22 protein-coding genes are annotated in these 16969 nt (G+C 74.0%); 9 read left to right on the top strand and 13 right to left on the bottom strand.

Features of this window, described 5'->3' with window-relative positions:
- Positions 1-69: 69 nt before the first annotated feature.
- The 5 genes from JOD66_RS15115 (at position 70) to JOD66_RS15135 (ending at position 5503) form a co-directional block, all read left to right on the top strand.
- Entirely contained in the window at positions 70-1377 is a 1308-nt protein-coding gene (locus JOD66_RS15115) for an NAD(P)/FAD-dependent oxidoreductase (protein WP_204837666.1), read from the top strand.
- Positions 1374-2501, top strand: a complete 1128-nt coding sequence (locus tag JOD66_RS15120) for an aminotransferase class I/II-fold pyridoxal phosphate-dependent enzyme (RefSeq protein WP_204837667.1) — start codon at positions 1374-1376, stop codon at positions 2499-2501. The genes JOD66_RS15115 and JOD66_RS15120 overlap by 4 nt, the downstream gene beginning before the upstream one ends.
- 8 nt (positions 2502-2509) lie before the next feature.
- Entirely contained in the window at positions 2510-3544 is a 1035-nt protein-coding gene (gene tdh, locus JOD66_RS15125; protein WP_204837668.1) for an L-threonine 3-dehydrogenase, read from the top strand.
- 91 nt (positions 3545-3635) lie between these two features.
- A complete protein-coding gene (locus JOD66_RS15130) occupies positions 3636-4691 on the top strand; it encodes an LLM class F420-dependent oxidoreductase (protein ID WP_204837669.1) in 1056 nt (351 codons plus the stop codon).
- On the top strand, positions 4688-5503 hold the full coding sequence (locus JOD66_RS15135) for a crotonase/enoyl-CoA hydratase family protein (RefSeq protein ID WP_204837670.1): 816 nt from the start codon (positions 4688-4690) through the stop codon (positions 5501-5503). Before JOD66_RS15130 ends, JOD66_RS15135 begins: the two co-directional genes overlap by 4 nt.
- A gap of 38 nt (positions 5504-5541) precedes the next feature.
- On the opposite strand, the gene JOD66_RS15140 is transcribed toward JOD66_RS15135, so the two are convergent.
- The 6 genes from JOD66_RS15140 to JOD66_RS15165 form a co-directional block, all read right to left on the bottom strand.
- A complete protein-coding gene (locus JOD66_RS15140; RefSeq protein ID WP_204837671.1) occupies positions 5542-6741 on the bottom strand; it encodes a calcium-binding protein in 1200 nt (399 codons plus the stop codon).
- Between the two features lie 98 nt (positions 6742-6839).
- Positions 6840-7130 (bottom strand): DUF4031 domain-containing protein, encoded by a 291-nt coding sequence (locus JOD66_RS15145; RefSeq protein ID WP_204837672.1) that lies wholly within the window; start codon positions 7128-7130, stop codon positions 6840-6842.
- Between the two features lie 70 nt (positions 7131-7200).
- A complete protein-coding gene (locus tag JOD66_RS15150; RefSeq protein ID WP_204837673.1) occupies positions 7201-7764 on the bottom strand; it encodes a C40 family peptidase in 564 nt (187 codons plus the stop codon).
- A 352-nt stretch (positions 7765-8116) separates the two neighbouring features.
- Positions 8117-8788 carry a hypothetical protein gene (locus JOD66_RS15155; protein ID WP_204837674.1) on the bottom strand — a complete coding sequence of 224 codons (672 nt, stop codon included), beginning with the start codon at positions 8786-8788 and terminating at the stop codon, positions 8117-8119.
- Positions 8789-8893: 105 nt separating this feature from the next.
- A complete protein-coding gene (locus tag JOD66_RS15160) occupies positions 8894-10333 on the bottom strand; it encodes a glyceraldehyde-3-phosphate dehydrogenase (protein WP_204837675.1) in 1440 nt (479 codons plus the stop codon).
- Between the two features lie 97 nt (positions 10334-10430).
- Positions 10431-10928 (bottom strand): VOC family protein, encoded by a 498-nt coding sequence (locus JOD66_RS15165; RefSeq protein WP_204837676.1) that lies wholly within the window; start codon positions 10926-10928, stop codon positions 10431-10433.
- A gap of 59 nt (positions 10929-10987) precedes the next feature.
- On the opposite strand from JOD66_RS15165, the gene JOD66_RS15170 reads away from it, so the two are divergent.
- Positions 10988-11455, top strand: coding sequence for a MarR family winged helix-turn-helix transcriptional regulator (locus JOD66_RS15170; RefSeq protein WP_204837677.1), 468 nt, complete (start codon positions 10988-10990; stop codon positions 11453-11455).
- 12 nt (positions 11456-11467) lie between these two features.
- Here the strand turns inward: JOD66_RS15170 and JOD66_RS15175 are convergent, their stop codons facing one another.
- From JOD66_RS15175 to JOD66_RS15200, 6 genes are all read right to left on the bottom strand, one after another.
- Complete coding sequence (locus JOD66_RS15175; protein ID WP_204837678.1) at positions 11468-13006, bottom strand: FAD-dependent oxidoreductase; 1539 nt, start codon at positions 13004-13006, stop codon at positions 11468-11470.
- 19 nt (positions 13007-13025) lie between these two features.
- Entirely contained in the window at positions 13026-13436 is a 411-nt protein-coding gene (locus JOD66_RS15180; RefSeq protein ID WP_204837679.1) for a VanZ family protein, read from the bottom strand.
- A 73-nt stretch (positions 13437-13509) separates the two neighbouring features.
- Positions 13510-13632: a type B 50S ribosomal protein L36 gene (ykgO, locus tag JOD66_RS15185; protein WP_204837680.1), complete on the bottom strand. Its 123-nt coding sequence runs from the start codon at positions 13630-13632 to the stop codon at positions 13510-13512.
- On the bottom strand, positions 13629-13817 hold the full coding sequence (gene rpmF, locus JOD66_RS15190; RefSeq protein ID WP_204837681.1) for a 50S ribosomal protein L32: 189 nt from the start codon (positions 13815-13817) through the stop codon (positions 13629-13631). Before rpmF ends, ykgO begins: the two co-directional genes overlap by 4 nt.
- Positions 13817-14881 (bottom strand): GTP-binding protein, encoded by a 1065-nt coding sequence (locus JOD66_RS15195; protein WP_204837682.1) that lies wholly within the window; start codon positions 14879-14881, stop codon positions 13817-13819. Before JOD66_RS15195 ends, rpmF begins: the two co-directional genes overlap by 1 nt.
- Positions 14878-15159 (bottom strand): type B 50S ribosomal protein L31, encoded by a 282-nt coding sequence (locus tag JOD66_RS15200; RefSeq protein WP_204837683.1) that lies wholly within the window; start codon positions 15157-15159, stop codon positions 14878-14880. The genes JOD66_RS15195 and JOD66_RS15200 overlap by 4 nt, the downstream gene beginning before the upstream one ends.
- 58 nt (positions 15160-15217) lie before the next feature.
- Between JOD66_RS15200 and rpmB the strand changes: the two genes are divergently transcribed.
- The 3 genes from rpmB to rpsN are packed head-to-tail and all read left to right on the top strand — an operon-like array spanning position 15218 to position 15931.
- Positions 15218-15454 carry a 50S ribosomal protein L28 gene (gene rpmB, locus JOD66_RS15205; RefSeq protein WP_204837684.1) on the top strand — a complete coding sequence of 79 codons (237 nt, stop codon included), beginning with the start codon at positions 15218-15220 and terminating at the stop codon, positions 15452-15454.
- Position 15455: 1 nt separating this feature from the next.
- Positions 15456-15626, top strand: a complete 171-nt coding sequence (rpmG, locus tag JOD66_RS15210; RefSeq protein WP_204837685.1) for a 50S ribosomal protein L33 — start codon at positions 15456-15458, stop codon at positions 15624-15626.
- Positions 15626-15931, top strand: coding sequence for a 30S ribosomal protein S14 (gene rpsN, locus JOD66_RS15215; RefSeq protein WP_204837686.1), 306 nt, complete (start codon positions 15626-15628; stop codon positions 15929-15931). Before rpmG ends, rpsN begins: the two co-directional genes overlap by 1 nt.
- On the opposite strand, the gene JOD66_RS15220 is transcribed toward rpsN, so the two are convergent.
- Positions 15912-16952 (bottom strand): CobW family GTP-binding protein, encoded by a 1041-nt coding sequence (locus JOD66_RS15220; protein WP_307823546.1) that lies wholly within the window; start codon positions 16950-16952, stop codon positions 15912-15914. The genes rpsN and JOD66_RS15220 overlap by 20 nt on opposite strands.
- Positions 16953-16969 lie beyond the last annotated feature (17 nt).

Genomic DNA, 16969 nt, shown 5'->3' on the forward strand with positions numbered 1-16969 from the left:
CTTCCGGGGCTCTGCGCCCATCGTTCGGCGGCTCGGGCCGCACCCTCTTCCACCAGCGGAGGCTCTCCCATGGAACACCCCTCGTACGACGCTGCCATCATCGGGGCCGGCGTCGTCGGCTGCTCGATCGCCCATGCGCTCGCTCGCGCCGGCTACCGCGTCTGCGTCCTCGACCGCGCCGGTGCCGTGGGCAGCGGATCCACCAGCGCCTCCTCGGCCAACATCCGGTTCAACTACTCCACCTGGGAGGGCGTCGCCATCGCGTGGGAGTCGCTCGCGATGTGGGAGGACTGGGAGCGCCATCTCGGGGTGGTCGACGAGGCGGGCCTGGCCCGGTTCGTCAGGACGGGCGGGGTGGTGCTGGACTCGCCCGACCAGGACACGGGACGGGTCCTCGACCTGTTCGACCGGGTGGGGGTGCCGTACGAGCGGTGGGACGCGGCCACGCTGCGCTCCCGACTGCCGGTGCTCGACCCCGGCCGCCACTATCCGCCCAAGCAGGTCGGCGACCCGGGCTTCTGGGAGGACCCGGAGGGCGAGCTGGGCGGCTACTGGGTGCCCGACAGCGGGTTCGTCGACGACCCGGCGCTGGCGGCGCACAACCTGATGGCCGCCGCGCGCGCCCACGGCGCGGACTTGCGGCTCAACACGTCCGTCACCGCGATCCGGCGCGACGGCGGAGCCGTCACGGGGGTCGAGGTCGCGGGTGGCGTGACGATCCCGGCCCGGATCGTGGTCAACGCGGCCGGCCCGCACTCCGCGGTGGTCAACGCGCTCGCCGGGGCGCTGGACGACTTCACCGTCGGCACCCGGCCGATGCGCCAGGAGGTGCACCAGGTGCCCGCCCCCGCGGGCTTCGGCGGTGACCGGCTGGTTCCTCTCGTCGGCGACCTCGACCTCGGCACCTACTTCCGGGGCACCCCGAACGGCGAGCTGCTCATCGGCGGCACCGAGCCGGCGTGCGATCCGATGCAGTGGCTCGACGACCCGGACGACTATCGGACCGGCGCGACCAAGGGCGTGTTCGACGCGCAGGTGCTCCGCACGGCCCGCCGGGTCCCCACGCTGGCGGTGCCGAACGCGCCGCGCGGCATCGCCGGGGTCTACGACGTCGCCGACGACTGGATCCCGATCTACGACAAGACCTCGCTGGGTGGCTACTACGTCGCCATCGGCACGAGCGGGAACCAGTTCAAGAACGCCCCGATCGTGGGCGACCTGCTCGCCGCGATCATCGGCGCCGGCGAGAGCGGCCGGGACCACGACACCGACCCGGTCCGGCTGACCCTGCCGCGCACCGGTCACACCGTCGACCTGGCGCACTACAGCAGGCGGCGTCCGGTCGACCGGGACGGCAGCCGCGGGGTGATGGGATGACGCACTCCTGGCCGACCGCCGACGGCCGCCTCTCGGGCCGGATCGGGCTGGACGGACGCGAGCTGATCATGCTCTCGTCGAACGACTACCTCGGCCTGGCCGGCGACGAGCGCGTGGTGGCCGGCGCCCGCCGCGCTCTCGACACCCACGGCACCGGCATCGGCCTGAACCCCAGCATCGCGCTCACCCGGGTGCATCGCGGGCTCGCCGACGAGCTGGCCGACTACCTCGGCGCCGAGTCGGTGCTGCTGTTCAACTCGTGCGCGGCCGCGAACTGCGCCACCCTGCAGACCCTCGCGGACACGCCGGAGACGGCGATCCTCAGCGACGAGTACAACCACGCGAGCATCGTCGACGGCGCTCGGCTGGCGCGTGGCCGGACCCGGGTGTACCGCCATGACGACCTCGCGGACCTGGCCCGGGTCGGCGCGGAGCTGGAGCCGGGCGCGCGGACGCTCGTCGTCACCGACGGCGTGTTCAGCATGGAGGGCTCCGTGGCCCGGCTCGACGAGCTGGAGCCCCTCGTCGCGGACCTCGGCGCCGACCTGGTCGTCGACGAGTCGCACGCCGTGGGCGTCGTCGGCCGCACCGGACGCGGCTCGGTCGAGCACCACGGCGGCGCGCCGTCGACGATCCGCACCGGCACCTTCTCCAAGGCGCTCGGCGCCGGACTCGGGGGCTTCCTCGCGGGACCGAGCGAGATCGTGGACGAGGTGCGCGGCCGCGGCCGCTTCTTCATCTTCACCAGTCCGATGCCGCCCGCGTCCGCGGGCGCGGCGCTCGCCGCGATCCGCGTGCTGCGCGACGACCCGACCCGCCTGGAGCTGCTGCGGGCGAACGTCGCCCGCTTCCGCCGTGGCATGGGGGAGACGGGGTGGGAGCTGCTCGACAGCCCCGGTCCGATCGTCCCGGTCATGCTCGGCGACGACGAGCGCGCCGCACGGGTGGCCCGCGTCATCAGGGACCTCGGGGCGTTCGTCGCCCCGTTCAGCTACCCAGTCGTCCCGCGCGGGACGGCCAGGATCCGCGTCCAGATCTCGGCGGCGCACACCGCCGACGACCTCGACGCGGCGATCGACATCTTCGCCGAGGCCGCTCGGCTCGAACCCACCGACAGGAGCTGACGCGAGCGATGTTCGCCTTGAGGAAGACCACGCCCACCCACGGCTTCACCGTGGCCCACGACGTACCCGTCCCGGAGCCCGGCGCGGGCGAGGTGCTCGTCGCGGTGAGCCGGGCCGGAGTCTGCGGCACCGACAAGGGCATCTACGAGTGGGCGCCCTGGACCGCCGAGCACGTCACGCTGGGCACGACGGTCGGGCACGAGTTCGTCGGAAGGGTCGCCGCGGTGGGCCCCGCCGTCACCCGGGTGCGCGAGGGGCAGCGGGTCAGCGGCGAGGGCCACCTCGCCTGCGGCTCCTGCCCGCCCTGCCGCACCGGCCGGGCGCACGTGTGCGAGAGCGTCCGGGTGCTCGGGGCCGGCGTCGACGGCTGCTTCGCCGACTACGTCCTGCTCCCCGAGGCGAACCTCTGGCCGGTGCACGACGCCGTGTCCGACGACGTCGCCGCCATCCTCGACCCGATCGGCAACGCGATGCACACGGTGATGACCGCGGACGTCGCCGGCCGCAGCGTGCTGGTCACCGGGGCGGGGGTGATCGGCGCGATCTCGATCGCGATCGCCCGGGCCGCCGGCGCGGGGACCATCATCGCCACCGACCTCAGCCCCCGCCGGCTCGAGCTCGCGCTCGAGATGGGAGCCGACCACGCCCTGCCAGCCGACGACCCCGACTGGCCCGAGCAGGCACGTCGCCTGACCCGCGGATCGGGCCCCGACGTACTGCTGGAGATGAGCGGCAGCCCGACGGCGATCCGGCAGGGCCTGCGGTCGCTGGGCAGCGGAGGGACCGCGGCGCTGCTCGGCGTGCCCACCCAGCCCGTCGAGCTCGACCTGCTCAACGATGTCGTCTTCAAGGGCGCGACCATCCACGGTGTGTTCGGCCGCCGCATGTTCGAGACCTGGTACCAGGTCGAGAACTTCCTGGTCGGCGGGCGGCTGCGCCTGGACCCGGTGATCAGCCACCGGATCCCCTTCCGGGACTACGACCGGGCGTTCGAGCTCATGTCGTCGGGCGAGGCGATGAAGATCGTGCTCGTGGCGGGCTGACGGCCTGCGCCGCACGCCGCGGCGCGCGGGCGGGGCGTGAGTAGGGTGGCGCGGACGCGGATGTTCCGGAACACGTACTGAGGAGAATCCCATGCGGCTCGGCATGATCATCGACTACTCCGGCGGCTTCGCCGAGACCGTGGAGCTGCTCCAGGAGTACGAGCGCAACGGCCTCGACCTGGTCGCGATGCCGGAGGCCTACTCCTTCGACGCGGTCAGCCAGCTCGGCTACATCGCCGCCAAGACCGAGCGGCTCGAGCTGATGTCGGCGATCTTCCAGATCTACACCCGCACCCCGTCGTTGACCGCGATGACCGCCGCGGGCCTGGACTTCGTCTCCGACGGCCGGTTCACGCTCGGGCTCGGCGCGAGCGGCCCGCAGGTGATCGAGGGCTTCCACGGCGTGAAGTACGACGCCCCGCTGGGCCGCACCCGCGAGGTGATCGAGATCTGCCGCCAGGTCTGGAAGCGCGAGCCGGTCGAGTACGACGGCCGCTACTACGACGTGCCGCTCACCAGGGAGAACGGCGGCTCGGGCCTCGGCAAGCCGCTGAAGCTCATCAACCACCCGGTGCGCAGCGAGATCCCGATCTCGGTCGCCGCCCTCGGCCCCAAGAACGTCGCTCTCGTCGCCGAGCTCGCGAACGGCTGGCAGCCGTTGTTCTTCCACCCCGGCAAGGTGGACCTGGCGTGGGGCGAGCCGCTGAAGGAGGGCTTCGCGAAGCGCGACGCCTCCCTCGGCGAGCTCGACATCCAGCTCCAGATCGCCTTCCACCTCGGCGAGCCGTCCCCGGAGGCGGTGCAGGCGATCCGCGACCAGCTCGCGCTGTACGTCGGAGGCATGGGGGCGCGCGACAAGAACTTCTACAACCAGCTGGCGTGCCGCTACGGCTACGAGGCGGAGGCCAAGGAGATCCAGGACCTGTACCTGTCGGGACGGAAGGCGGAGGCCGCGGCCGCCGTGCCCGCCGACCTGGTCGAGGCAGTCACCCTGATGGGCGACGAGGAGGCGATCCGCCGGCAGGTCGGCGAGTTCCACGCCGCGGGCGTGCGCACCTTCCTGCTCAACCCGCTCGCCGCCACCGACGAGGAGAAGGTCGCCCAGGTGCGCCGGCTGTCCGAGATCGTCACGGAGGTCGCGCCGTGACCGAGCGCCGGTTCACCGTCACCCGCGACGGCGCGGTCGCGACCGTCGGACTGGCCGGTCCGGGCGGCAAGGCCGTGATGGACGAGGCGTTCTTCGCCGAGCTCGCCACGACCTTCGCCGAGCTGGACGCCGACGACGCGGTCCGCGCGGCGGTGCTGGCGGGCGCGGGCGAGCACTTCTCCTACGGGCTCGACCTGGCCGCGGCCGCCAGCACCTTCGCGCCGCTGCGGCAGGCCACCCACGCCGGCGCCCGCCAGGAGCTGATGGCGCTGATCCGCCGGTGGCAGGCGGCGCTCGACACCGTCGCCGACCTCCGCAAGCCGACCGTCGCGGCCGTGACCGGGTGGTGCATCGGCGGCGGCGTCGACCTCGCCGTCGCCTGCGACGTCCGGGTCGCCTCGGCCGACGCGGTGTTCAGCGTGCGCGAGGCGAAGGTCGGGATCGTCGCCGACCTCGGCAGCCTCCAGCGCCTGGTCGGCGTGATCGGCGACGGCCACCTGCGCGAGCTCGCCCTCACCGGCGACGACGTCCCGGCCGCCCGGGCCGCCGAGATCGGTCTGGTCAACCACGTGCACGCCACTCCCGACGAGGCGCGTACGGCGGCCGCCGGGCTCGCGGCCCGGATGGCGGCCAACTCGCCGCTGGTCCTGCGCGGCGTCAAGGACGTCCTCGACGCCGAGCGCGGTCCCCGGGTCGAGGCCGGGCTGCGCTACACCGCGGTGTGGAATGCGGCGTTCCTGCTCAGTGACGACCTCGACGAGGCGATGCTGGCCTTCCTCGAGCGCCGGCCGCCGGACTTCACCGGTCGCTGAGCCTGGAGTCACCGATCTCGGTGATTCCAGGCTGAGCCTCACTGCACCACCCGGTCGCGGCCGGGACCGCCGTAGAGCCGGTCCTTGCCCGGTCCGCCGCGGAGCACGTCGCGCCCGGGACCACCGCAGATCAGGTCCCGGCCACCGCGGCCGCGGATCCGGTCGTCGCCGCCGAGGCCGACGATGACGTCGGGGCCCGGCGTACCGCGGAGCACGTCGTCGCCGGGCGTGCCGACGATGGTGGCCGCCTTCCCGCGGCAGGTGGGAGCCGGCGGCTGGCCGCAGCCGCCCTCCGGGGTGATCACCACCTGGGCGCCGGCCGCGGCTGGAGCGACCCCGGCCTGGGCGGGAGGCACGCTGCTGTAGCTGCCGCCTCCGCCGCCCCCGCCGGCGGTGCCGTCGAGCACGCCGCCACCGCCTCCGCCGCCGTAGCCGCCCCCTCCGCCACCGGCGACCCCGCCACCTCCGCCGCCGCCGAAGCCGCCGTTGCCACCGGTGCCGCCGGTGCCACCGGTGCCGGTCACGACCTGGCCGGTGCCGCCGGTGCCCCCGTTGCCGAGGGCCCAGCCGCCCGCGCCGCCCTGGCCGGCGTTCCCGCCGTCGAGGACCACGCCGCCGCCCCCGCCGCCGCCCTCGGTGCCGTCGCCCGCGCCGCGGGCGACGTGGCTGACCAGGCTGGAGCCGCCGACGGTCCCGCCGCCGGACGGGGTGTCGATGCCGGCGCCGGAGCCGCCGACGCCCGCCGGGGCGCCGTTGCCGCCGGTGCCGGTCAGGCTGGCGTCGAGGCCACCGGTCGAGGTCCCGGACCCGCCGCCACCACCGGCCACGGCGAGCACGCCGGCCGCCGTCGGGCCGGTCACCACGAACGACCCGCCGCCTCCGCCGCCACCGGTCTGGCCCGGGACGCCGTTCCCGCCGGCGCCGCCGACCAGCACCTGCAGGGTGCTGCCCGGCGTCACCGGGACGCCGGGCACGGCGAGGAAGCCGCCCCGGCCGCCGGGCGTGGAGGAGCCGCCGCCCGGCGCGCCCACGACGTACAGGCTCACCTGATGCACGCCGGCCGGCACCACCCAGGACTGGACGGCGCCGGTCGGACCGAACCCGACGGGGGCGGGACGGGCGCAGGCGCCGATGCCGGCCGCGGGCGGCGGGCCGGCCGCCGGGAGGACGAGGGCGCCGGCGGCGAGGAGCGCGCCGCCGAGCGCGCGGGCAAGGGGACGGGGGAGCGAGAGCGTCACGAGGGGGCCTTCCGGGAGCAGCGGTCAGCCGGGCCGATCCGCCCCCTCTCGGCCGGGCACTCGCACGCTACTCCGGCGACGCGCGCTCGGTAAAGGGTCTAACCGGCGTCGCGCTTGGCCCGGGTGATCGCCGCGACCGCGCGGCCGTACCGGATCGGCACCGCGCCCAGCGCCAGCGCCCGCTGCCGGGTCGGCTCGGTGACGTCGAAGTGCTCCCGCGCGGTGCCCGGGCTCTGGATCCAGCGCGCCTCGATGCCGAGCCGGTCGGCGAACGCCAGCAGCTCGCGACTGCCGGCCTCGCCGGGCAGGTCGGAGAGCAGGTGGGACCAGACCCCGTCGACCGGGCCGACCACGGCGGAGAGCTGCATGTCGTCGACGTACACGGTCACGGGCCCAGCCTCCCACGCGCTCGACCGCCGGTGCTCCCTCATACGGAGCACCGGCGGTCGTGGCGTGGGGTCAGCGCACGTGGCCGTAGAAGACCGAGCTGGTCCAGATCCGGTCCCTGCGGACCGGTACGCCGGGCCGCGAGGCGTGCCACAGCGTGTGGTTCCCGGCGTAGATGCCGACGTGGTAGACCCGGCCGCCGCTGGTGAAGAACACCAGGTCGCCGACCCGCGGGTTGCGCACCCGCTGGGTGGCGCCGGCCTGGGCGCCGGAGGTGCGGGGCAGGTTCTTGCCGACGTGCCGGTAGACCCACTGCACGAGCCCGGAGCAGTCGAAGGCGTTCGGCCCGGCGGCGCCGTAGGAGTACGGCTTGCCGGCCCGGGAGCGGACGGTGCTCATCACCTTGTCGACGCGCTTCTGGGCCTTCTCCTCGGCCTGCTCCTTGGTCTTGTCACCGTCGGTGGCGTGGTGGGGGTGCTCGGCGGCCTCGTCCTTGGCGATCTCGGCGGGGAGCACGAGCGACGAGCCGGTGTCGTCGTCGGCGTGCGCGGCCGGGGACGGGGAGAGCAGGCTCGCCGACGCGAGGACGGGTACGACGAGCAGGCGCGCGGCAGCGCGCGAGGCGATGGTGGACATCAGGGGGAACTCCGCAGCGGCGCCTGCGAGAGATGACCTGTCGGGCTTGGGCTGCTGGTGCCCCGGGACAGCTGTCCCTTCGCCCCGAGCCGGAGAGTGTCCGGCGTACTGCTTGGGTCTCCCGTGCCCGCGCTTACCTCATCGTTCTCGATGTCGCCCACCGTCGAGCGCGGGCCTCGGCGCGACGTGGCGGCCTCCCCGGGTCGGGGAGGGCGTGGTCCAGTGCACCCTGCTTGCAGGAGCAAGCGCTGTGGCCGACGTCACCTTTGGCGCGTGGCGATCCTCACCCGGTTCGATGTAACGCCGACGCTGATCGGCGGGACCGATCAGCCCGATCGGTCGGTCCGGCCGGTCAGCCGGTGATGTGCGGGTCGGCCAGCAGGTACTGCGCGATCCGCCCGTCGCGGCCGCGACGGGGACGCACCGGCTCGGGCACCATCCGGCCCTCGGCGGTGTCCCAGAACCGGTCGACCTGGAGCGCGACCCGGCGCGCCAGGCGGCCGGACAGGCCGTGGTGGGGCAGATAGGGGTGCGGGCGGGTGGGGACCCGGCGCTCGGTGCGGTAGAGCCGCTCGGCCAGCCGGCCGCACTCCTCGGGCGAGCTGGCGGCGGCCAGGTCGTCGACCAGCCGGAGCTCGAGGGCGCGGGTGGCGGCCAGCTCGCGCTCGACCTCCTCCCAGATGCCGGCCCAGGGCCGTCGTACGACGAACGTGGAGCCGTAGAGCTTGGCCTTCACCTGCGCCAGCGCGACCTCCAGGCGCCTGCTCTGCAGGGCGAGCTCACGGGCGCGGTGCTGGCCCCGGTCGAGCCGGCGCCGTGCGGCCGGGGCGAGCACCGCGTTCGCGGCGGCGACGTGCCGGCTGGTGCTGGCGAGGAAGGGGTCGGCCGCGCTGAGCGCGGCACGTGGTCGCTCGCGGGTGGGGCGGGAGGCCTCGGCGCTGCGCATCCGGGCGTGGAGCACGGCGTGGGTCTGGGTCACGGTGTCGGCGAGGACGTCGGCGCCGAGGGTCGGGCTCTCGGACATGGTCGCACCTCCGTTGGGGGAACCCCCTCAATTGCAGTGTGCGCCGGTCCCGCGCCCCGTTCAAGGGGCCGGAACCGGCGCACACGGGCGTGCGTCGGGCGTCGGTCAGACGCGCGGCAGCGTGGTGTACTCCACGCCGCAGATGTACTGCACGGTGCGCAGCACCTGGCAGGAGTAGCCGAACTCGTTGTCGTACCAGACGTAGAGGATCGCCGAGTCGCCGTCGACGATCGAGGCACCGCCGTCGACGATCGAGGCCGCGCGGGCGCCGATGAAGTCGGTGGACACGGCGTCGGAGGCGGTCGTGTAGTCGAGGTTGCGGGCCAGCGGGCCGACCAGGGAGGCGTTGCGGAGGTGCTCGTTGACCTCCTCGCGGGTGGTCTCGCGCTCGAGCTGCAGGCTGAGGATCGCGATCGACACGTCCGGGGTGGGGACCCGGATCGAGTTGCCGGTGATCCGGGCCTTGAGGTCGGGGAGCACCTTGGCGACGGCCGACGCCGCGCCGGTCTCGGTGATGACCAGGTTGAGCGGCGCGGAGCGGCCGCGACGGTCGGCCTTGTGGTAGTTGTCGAGCAGGTTCTGGTCGTTGGTGAACGAGTGCACCGTCTCGACGTGGCCACGGACGATGCCGAACTCGTCCTCCATCGCCTTGAGCGGCGGGACGATCGCGTTCGTCGTGCACGACGCGCAGGAGAGCACCTTCTCGTCGAGGTCGACGTCGAGGTGGTTGACGCCGTGGACGATGTTGGGCACGTCGCCCTTGCCCGGCGCGGTGAGCAGCACCTTGGCGATGCCGGGGCGCAGGTGGCCCGAGAGGCCCTCGCGGTCGCGCCAGATGCCGGTGTTGTCGATGAGGATGGCGTCCTCGATGCCGTACTCGGTGTAGTCGATCTCCTCGGGGGAGTTCGAGTAGATCACCTGGATCACGTTGCCGTTGGCGATGATCTGGTGCTTCTCCTCGTCGACCGTGATCGAGCCGTTGAAGGCGCCGTGGATCGAGTCGCGGCGCAGCAGCGAGGCGCGCTTCTTCAGGTCGTCGCCCTTGCCCTTGCGGACCACGACGGCGCGCAGCCGCAGGCCGTTGCCGGAGCCGGACTTCTCGACCAGCAGGCGCGCGACGAGGCGGCCGATCCGGCCGAAGCCGTAGAGGACCACGTCCTGCGGCGACGGCGCGGGGAGCTTGTTGTCACCGGTGGCCTCGGCCAGCGCGGCGGCGGTGAAGTCGGCGACCGACTGGCTGCCGTCGGCGGCCCGGTAGGCGCGGATGAGCAGCGCGAGGTCGACCTTCGCGGCGCCCAGGTCGAGCCCGGCGATCGCCTCGAGGAAGGGGAAGGTGTCGCGCACCGACAGCTCGACGCCGTCGATCTGGCGGGCGTAGCGGTGGGTCTTGAGGATGTCGATGACCGACTTGTTCACCAGCGAGCGGCTGTGGAGCAGGATCGTGACGTCCTTCTCGCGGTGCAGCTTGCCGACGATCGGGATCATCGCCTCGGCGAGCTCTTCGTGGTGCTTCCAGCGAGTGAACTTGTCTTCGGTGGTGCTCAACGCTTCCCCTATGAACTGTCGACAAAAGCCGCTTGATGCTAGGCCCCCGGAACGGGGGAGGGGCAATCGGGCCGAGCGGTGGGACGTGTGGACTCCGTCACAGCACCTTGGTGCCGTACATCTCCCCGAGCGGGTCGGCCAGCAGCTCGAGCCGCTCGCCGTCGGGGCCGGGGAAGTAGAGCGAGACCTTCGACTCCAGGTGGTAGGCCACGCCCGCGTCGTCGAGCTTGGCGCGCAGGTAGTCCCACTTCTCCCGGGTCACCGAGATGGCGAGGTGGTGGTGCCCGCCCAGCACCTCGGCGTACGGCCCGAGGTCGAGGCCCGGGAGGGTGAAGAACGCCAGCAGGTTGCGGGCGCCGACGTCGAAGAAGAAGTGGTCGGAGCCGGCGTAGTCGCGGTTCTCGAAGATCTCGGTCAGGGGGAACTCCAGCAGTCCCTGGTAGAAGTCGATGGTGCGCCGGACGTCGGAGGACAGCAGGGCGGCGTGGTGGATGCCGCGGGCGCTGCTCTCGGGGCGCTCGCCCTCGGGGGCGAGGTACTCCCGCTTGATCCGCTCGCGGTCCTTGGTGATCGCGTCGAGGTCGATGGTTGCCATGTCAACTACTCTCCTCCAAGGTCGTGGATATGTCAACATTCTTGGCTAGAATGACACCGATGAGTACGACGACACGATGGCTCGACGACGAGGAGACCCAGGCCTGGCGGGCCTGGCTCGACCTCAACAACCGGCTGTTCGCGCGCCTCAACCGCGAGCTGCAGGCTGCGAGCGGGCTCTCGATCTCCGACTACGAGATCCTCGTCGCGCTCACCGACGACGACGTCCCCGAGCACTCGCTGCGGATGTACGAGCTCGGCGAGCGCCTCCAGTGGGAGAAGAGCCGGGTCTCCAAGCAGGTGTCGCGGATGGAGGCCCGCGGCCTGGTCGAGCGCCGGCACTGCGCCGACGACCGGCGCGGCGCCTTCGTCGACCTCACCGAGGCGGGCCTGGCCGCGATCTCCGCCGCCGCGCCGGGCCATGTCGCGCTCGTGCGCGAGCTGTTCTTCGACGGGCTCGACGGCGACCAGGTCCGCAGCCTCGGCCGGTTCGCGACCACGGTCCTCGGCCGGCTCGCCGACGGCTGAGGCCGCCGTCGGCTACAGCGGCCGGCCGCGCAGATCCGCCACGGCGAGCGAGGCGAAGGTCATCGCGGCGCCGAGCGGCGCCCCCGGACCCGGGTACGCCGAGCCGAACACCGAGGCGGTGGAGTTGCTCGCGGCGTAGAGGCCGGGGATCGGGCGGCCCTCGACGTCGAGCACCCGCGCGCTCGCGTCGGTGACCAGGCCGCCCTTGGTGCCGAGGTCGGACAGCACGAACCGGGCGGCGGTGAACGGCGCCTTGTCGACGGGGGCGAGCGCGGCGGAGGGGCCGCCGCCGCCGGCGAAGAAGGTGTCGTACTCGTCCTCGCCGCGGCCGAAGTCCTCGTCCCTGCCCGCGGCCGCGAAGGCGTTGTAGCGCTCGACGGTCGCGACCAGCGCGACGGGGTCGAGGCCCACCGCGACGGCGAGCTCCTCGATGGTGTCTGCCTCCACCCAGGTGCCGGCGGCGAGGTGCTCCGCGCGCTCGCCCTCGGGCATCGCGATCGCGGGCAGCCGGCCGTCCTCGCGGGAGTCGAAGACCAGCCAGGACGGCGTCCGGTCGGCGGCGGCCGCCATCGCCCGGCCGAACCTGTCGTAGGGCAGGCACTCGTTGGCGTAGCGCCGTGCCGTCGCGTCGACCATCACGCCGCCGCGGAAGCCGAGCGTGAAGGCGCCGCTGCCGTCGGGCTGCTGCAGGCCCGGGCAGAACCAGCCCTCGCCCGACCAGTCGGTGGCGGCGCCGATCTCGGCGGCCGCGTCGATCACCTCTCCGGTGTTGGTGCCGCGCGGCGCCATCGTCCAGGCGGCGTCGCCCGGCGTGCCGTGGGCGGTACGCCGCTCCGGGCTGCCCTCGAAGCCGCCGGCCGCGATCAGGATGCCGCGCCGGGCGCGCACCTCGCCGGCGCCGTCCGGCCCGGTGAAGCGCACCGTCGTGGCGCGGCCGGCCGCGTCCCGCCCGAAGCCGGTGACCTGGTGCCCGGTCGCGATGGTGCCGCCGTCGCGCACCGTCATCGCGGCCAGCCGCGCGATCAGCGCCTGCCCGCCGGACAGCGTGGCGCGGCCCGGCCGGCCCGCGCGGTCCCGCTCGACCGGCGGCCGCACCAGCGCCGCCACGGCGGGGTCGAGCTCGTCGCGCCGGATGCTCGTCGGCTGGATCGAGCGGCCCATCGGCACCCGGCCGGGCGCGTCGTAGTACTCCGCGAACGGGATCCACTCGAACTCCATGAGCGGGTCCGCCTCGAGCTGGGCGACCAGGCGCGGAGCCTGGGTGAGCAGCGCCTCGACCCGCTCCTGGTCGGGCGACTCGAGGATCGCGCCGAGGTACGCGCGGGCGCCCTCGGTCGAGTCCGGGAGCCCGGCGCGCTGCTGCACCTCGGAGCCGGGCAGCCAGCACGCGCCGCCGGAGTACGCCGACGTGCCTCCGATCAGCGGGGTCCGCTCGAGCACCAGCGTGCTCAGCCCGGCCGCGGCGGCGAGGGCGGCCCCGGTCAGGGCGCCACCGCCCGACCCGACCACGACGACGTCGTACTCCTGCTGGACGGGGCTGATCGCGCTCATGGCGAAACGATAACGCGTTCTAGTTTGCCCGGGCGGCGCTCGTCCCGACCCGGCTCAGTGGCGCCGCGAGCACCGCGCCGACCAGCCCGCCGAGCCCGTTGTGCGCCACGTCGGTGAGCGTCGGCACCCGGCTGGGGAGGAACTGCTGCTGCGCCAGCTCGATGCAGGCCGACGCGAGCACGGTCAGTGCGGCGGCGAGCAGTGGCCGTCCGAGGACGACGGCGAGCAGGAAGCCGGCCGGCACGAACAGGGCGACGTTCGCCAAGGCCTCGGTCTGGTCCCAGCTCAGCCGGCCGTCGCTGGCGACGTCGGCCGCGTGCCAGCCCAGGTCGAAGGCCCAGCGCCCGGCCGACGGGTCGGCGAGGGTGAGCCGGGCGACGAGGACGGAGTAGCAGGCCAGCAGGACGGCGGCGACGGGACGGCGGATCATGCTCCCGACGCTAGGCACGCCCCGCGGCCCACCCATCGGTCTCGGGTGCCGATCGCCGGTACCCGAGGACCGATCAGCCCTGGCGGCCCTTCATCCGCGGGTTCTGCTTGTTGATCACGTAGATCCGCCCGCGCCGGCGCACCACCTGGGCGCCCGGCTGGCGCTTGAGCGACCGGATCGAGTTCCGCACCTTCATCGCCTCGTCCCCCGTCCCGTCTCCGGATCGACCAGCCCGTCCAGGACGGCGCCGATCAGTCGTCGCGGCACCCGGTGGGTGCGCCCGTCGATGGTCACCGGCACCAGGTCCGGTGTGCTCGCCCGCCACTGCGCCCGGCGGTGCCGGGTGCGGCTGCGGGAGGTGCGCCGCTTCGGCACGGCCATCACGCCACCTCCCGGATCGGGCCCAGCCACGGCTCGAAGCCGTCCTCGCTCGCCGACCAGGAGCCGCGCTCGCCGTCCGCGACCAGCAGGTCGGCGAACGCGTCGCGCAGGTGGGCGGGCGCGACGCCGACACCGGTCAGCACGATCCGGGTGAACGGCGTACGACGACCCCAGCCGGCGTGGTCGCCGATGCTGAGCTGGCCGCCCGCGCCGTCCCACTCCACGGCCCGCCCGGGCCGGGTCGGCAGCCAGAAGCAGCCGCGCGAGCGGTGCGCGCCGCCGCCGAGGAGCTCCAGCGACTCCAGCAGCCGCTCGGGGTGGAACGGGCGCGGCGAGCGCAGGTCCACCCGCCACACGCCCTCCGCGCGAAGCTCGGGCAGCGGGTCGGATCGGGTGGGGCTGGTCCAGCCGTCGCGGTGTGCCCGCTGGTGCAGGCCGCCCAGCAGCTGTCCGCCGTCCAGGCCGTGGGCACCGTCGAGCAGCGCCACGCCGGGCCGGGCGAGGGCGGCGACCAGACTCCGCGCGACCGGGTCGGCGTCGCCGTCGAGGACCAGGGCGTCGGCGTACTCCACCATCGCCGCGAGCACCTCGCCGACGCCTCGGCGGTCGTCGGGCGCGCAGTGCAGGCCGCGGTCGGCGAGCAGGTCGTCGCCGACCAGGTCACGCACCGGGTGGCGGCCGCTGAGCGCGGTGACGACCGTGGCGACCCGCAGGAAGCGGGCCAGCCGGGTGTCCCAGGTGAGCGCGGCGCACAGGTGGCCGGCCTCGGCTCCGACGGGAAGGTGGGCCACGATGCTGTGCCACCGGCCGTCGCGGGCGAGCCGCTCCAGGGTCGGCAGGATGTCCTCGCGGATCGCGCAGGTGACGCAGGCGTGCTCCAGCAGGGTCTCGTGGGTCTCCACGATCCCGCTCAGGTCGCTCACCGTGCGGGTCAGCAGGCCTCGCTCCGGGTCGATCTCGTGGCGCACCGCGACGGCCTCGGGCAGGCTGAACTGCAGGCCCACCATCGCCGTCGCCATCGCCTCGGGGTCGACGCCGGCGAGCAGGACGAGCGGCACCCTCATCGCGCGCCGTCCCGCCGGTCCCGCCGGCCGTAGCGCCGCTCGAAGGCCTCGACCCGTCCCTCGGCGTCGAGCACCCGGCCCTGGCCGGTCCAGAACGGGTGACTGTGCACGCTCACGTCGACGTCGACGACCGGGTAGGACCTCCCGTCGACCTCGACCGTCCGGCCGTCCGGTCCTGTCGCGCCGCCGGCGAGCGTCGACCGGGTGAGCACCAGGTCGCCGGTCGCGCGGTCGCGGAAGACGACGGGTCCGTAGGCCGGGTGGATGCCCTGCTTCATCGCTTGCTCCTTGAGTTAGAATGAGAATCGTTCTCAATCATACGACAGGAGGGAAGCGATGTCACAGGTGTGTCAGGTCACCGGCGCCCGGCCGGGCTTCGGCAACCACGTGTCGCACTCGCACCGCCGCACCCGGCGGCGCTTCGACGTCAACATCCAGCGCAAGCGGTACTGGGTGCCGTCGCTGGGGCGGCACGTCACGCTGCGGGTCTCCGCCCGCGGCATCAAGACCATCGACCAGCGGGGGATCGAGGCCGTCGTGGCCGACCTCCGCGCCCGAGGAGAGAGGTACTGACATGGCGAAGAGGGCATCCGACGTGCGACCGATCGTGAAGCTGCGCTCGACGGGCGGCACCGGTTACACCTATGTCACCCGCAAGAACCGCCGCAACGACCCCGACCGGATCCGGCTGCGCAAGTACGACCCCGTGCTGCGCCGCCACGTCGAGTTCCGCGAGGAGCGCTGATGGCGTCGCGGGCCAAGATCGCCGCCGACGCGCGGCGCCGCGTGACCGTGGCGAGGTACGCCGGGCGGCGGGCCGCGCTCAAGGAGCGGGTCCGGCGCGCCGAGCCGGGCTCGGTCGAGCTGGCCGCGGCGGTGCGCGAGCTGGCCCGGCTGCCGCGTGACGCGTCGCCGGTGCGGCTGCGCAATCGCGACCAGGTCGACGGCCGGCCGCGTGGCTACCTGCGCAAGGCCGGTCTGTCCCGGATCCGGTTCCGCGAGCTGGCCCACCGAGGAGAGCTGCCGGGGGTCACGAAGTCGAGCTGGTGAGCCGGCGCAGCCGCTCCAGGTGGCGCAGTCCCGCCGGGTCCGGGCCGGTCGACGGCGTCAGCGCCGCCTCCAGCCGGGCCCGGGCGGCAGCGGCGTCCAGGTCCAGCCCGATCGCGACCAGCTCGCCGCGCTCGGGGGCGGGACGGAGCGCGGCGACGTGGACCTGGCCGCCGACCACGTGCACGACGTACCCGCGGCGACCGCGGGCGGTCTCGACCGCGACCGTGCCCTTGATCCGGTAGGCCCCGGCGGGCGGGTCGAGCAGCAGCTCGGCGACCGCGCCGGGCGCGACGGTGCCGTCGACCCGGACGGAGGCCGACGCGGCGTGCGGTCCGTGGTCGGGTCCGTGGGCGTCGGCGGCGGCCCGCTCGGCGCGCAGCAGCGAGGCGATCGGGAGCTGGTCGGGCGGGTCCTCGGCCAGCGCGACGTCGTGGATCAGCGCGGGGTCGATCCGGCCGCGGGAGGTGCGCACGACGTGCGCGTCGGGGTTCACCTCGCGCACCCGCGCCTCGATCGCCGCCAGCGTCCGCTCGCGCTCGTCGTCCGGCAGCAGGTCGGCCTTGTTGAGCACGACCAGGGTCGCCACCGAGAAGCGCGCCGGCGGCATCCCGCCGTCGTCGAGGGTGGCGAAGTACTCCACGGCGTCCACGACGTCGACCACCCCGCCCGGGCGCACCCGCGGCGCCCGACTGTGGCGGATCAGCTGCGCCAGCGCACCCGGCTCGGCCAGTCCGCTCGCCTCGACCACGACGGCGTCGAGCCCCAGCCGCGGATGGGTGAGCCTCTCGAGGGCGTCGTCGAGGCCGGACACGTCCTCGATGCAGCACAGGCAGCCGCCCGCGATCGACACCGGCTCGTCGACCTGCCCGGTCACCAGTCCGGCGTCGACGTTGATCTCCCCGAAGTCGTTGACGATCACGCCGATCCGCGCGCCCGGCCGGCGCAGCAGGCGGTTGAGGAGCGTGGTCTTCCCGGCGCCGAGATGACCGGTCAGGGCGGTCACGGGAACGGCGGTGCTCACCCCGCCAGTCTAGTTGA

Origin of the sequence: Nocardioides nitrophenolicus, assembly GCF_016907515.1 — a bacterium.
GTDB lineage: Bacteria > Actinomycetota > Actinomycetes > Propionibacteriales > Nocardioidaceae > Nocardioides > Nocardioides nitrophenolicus.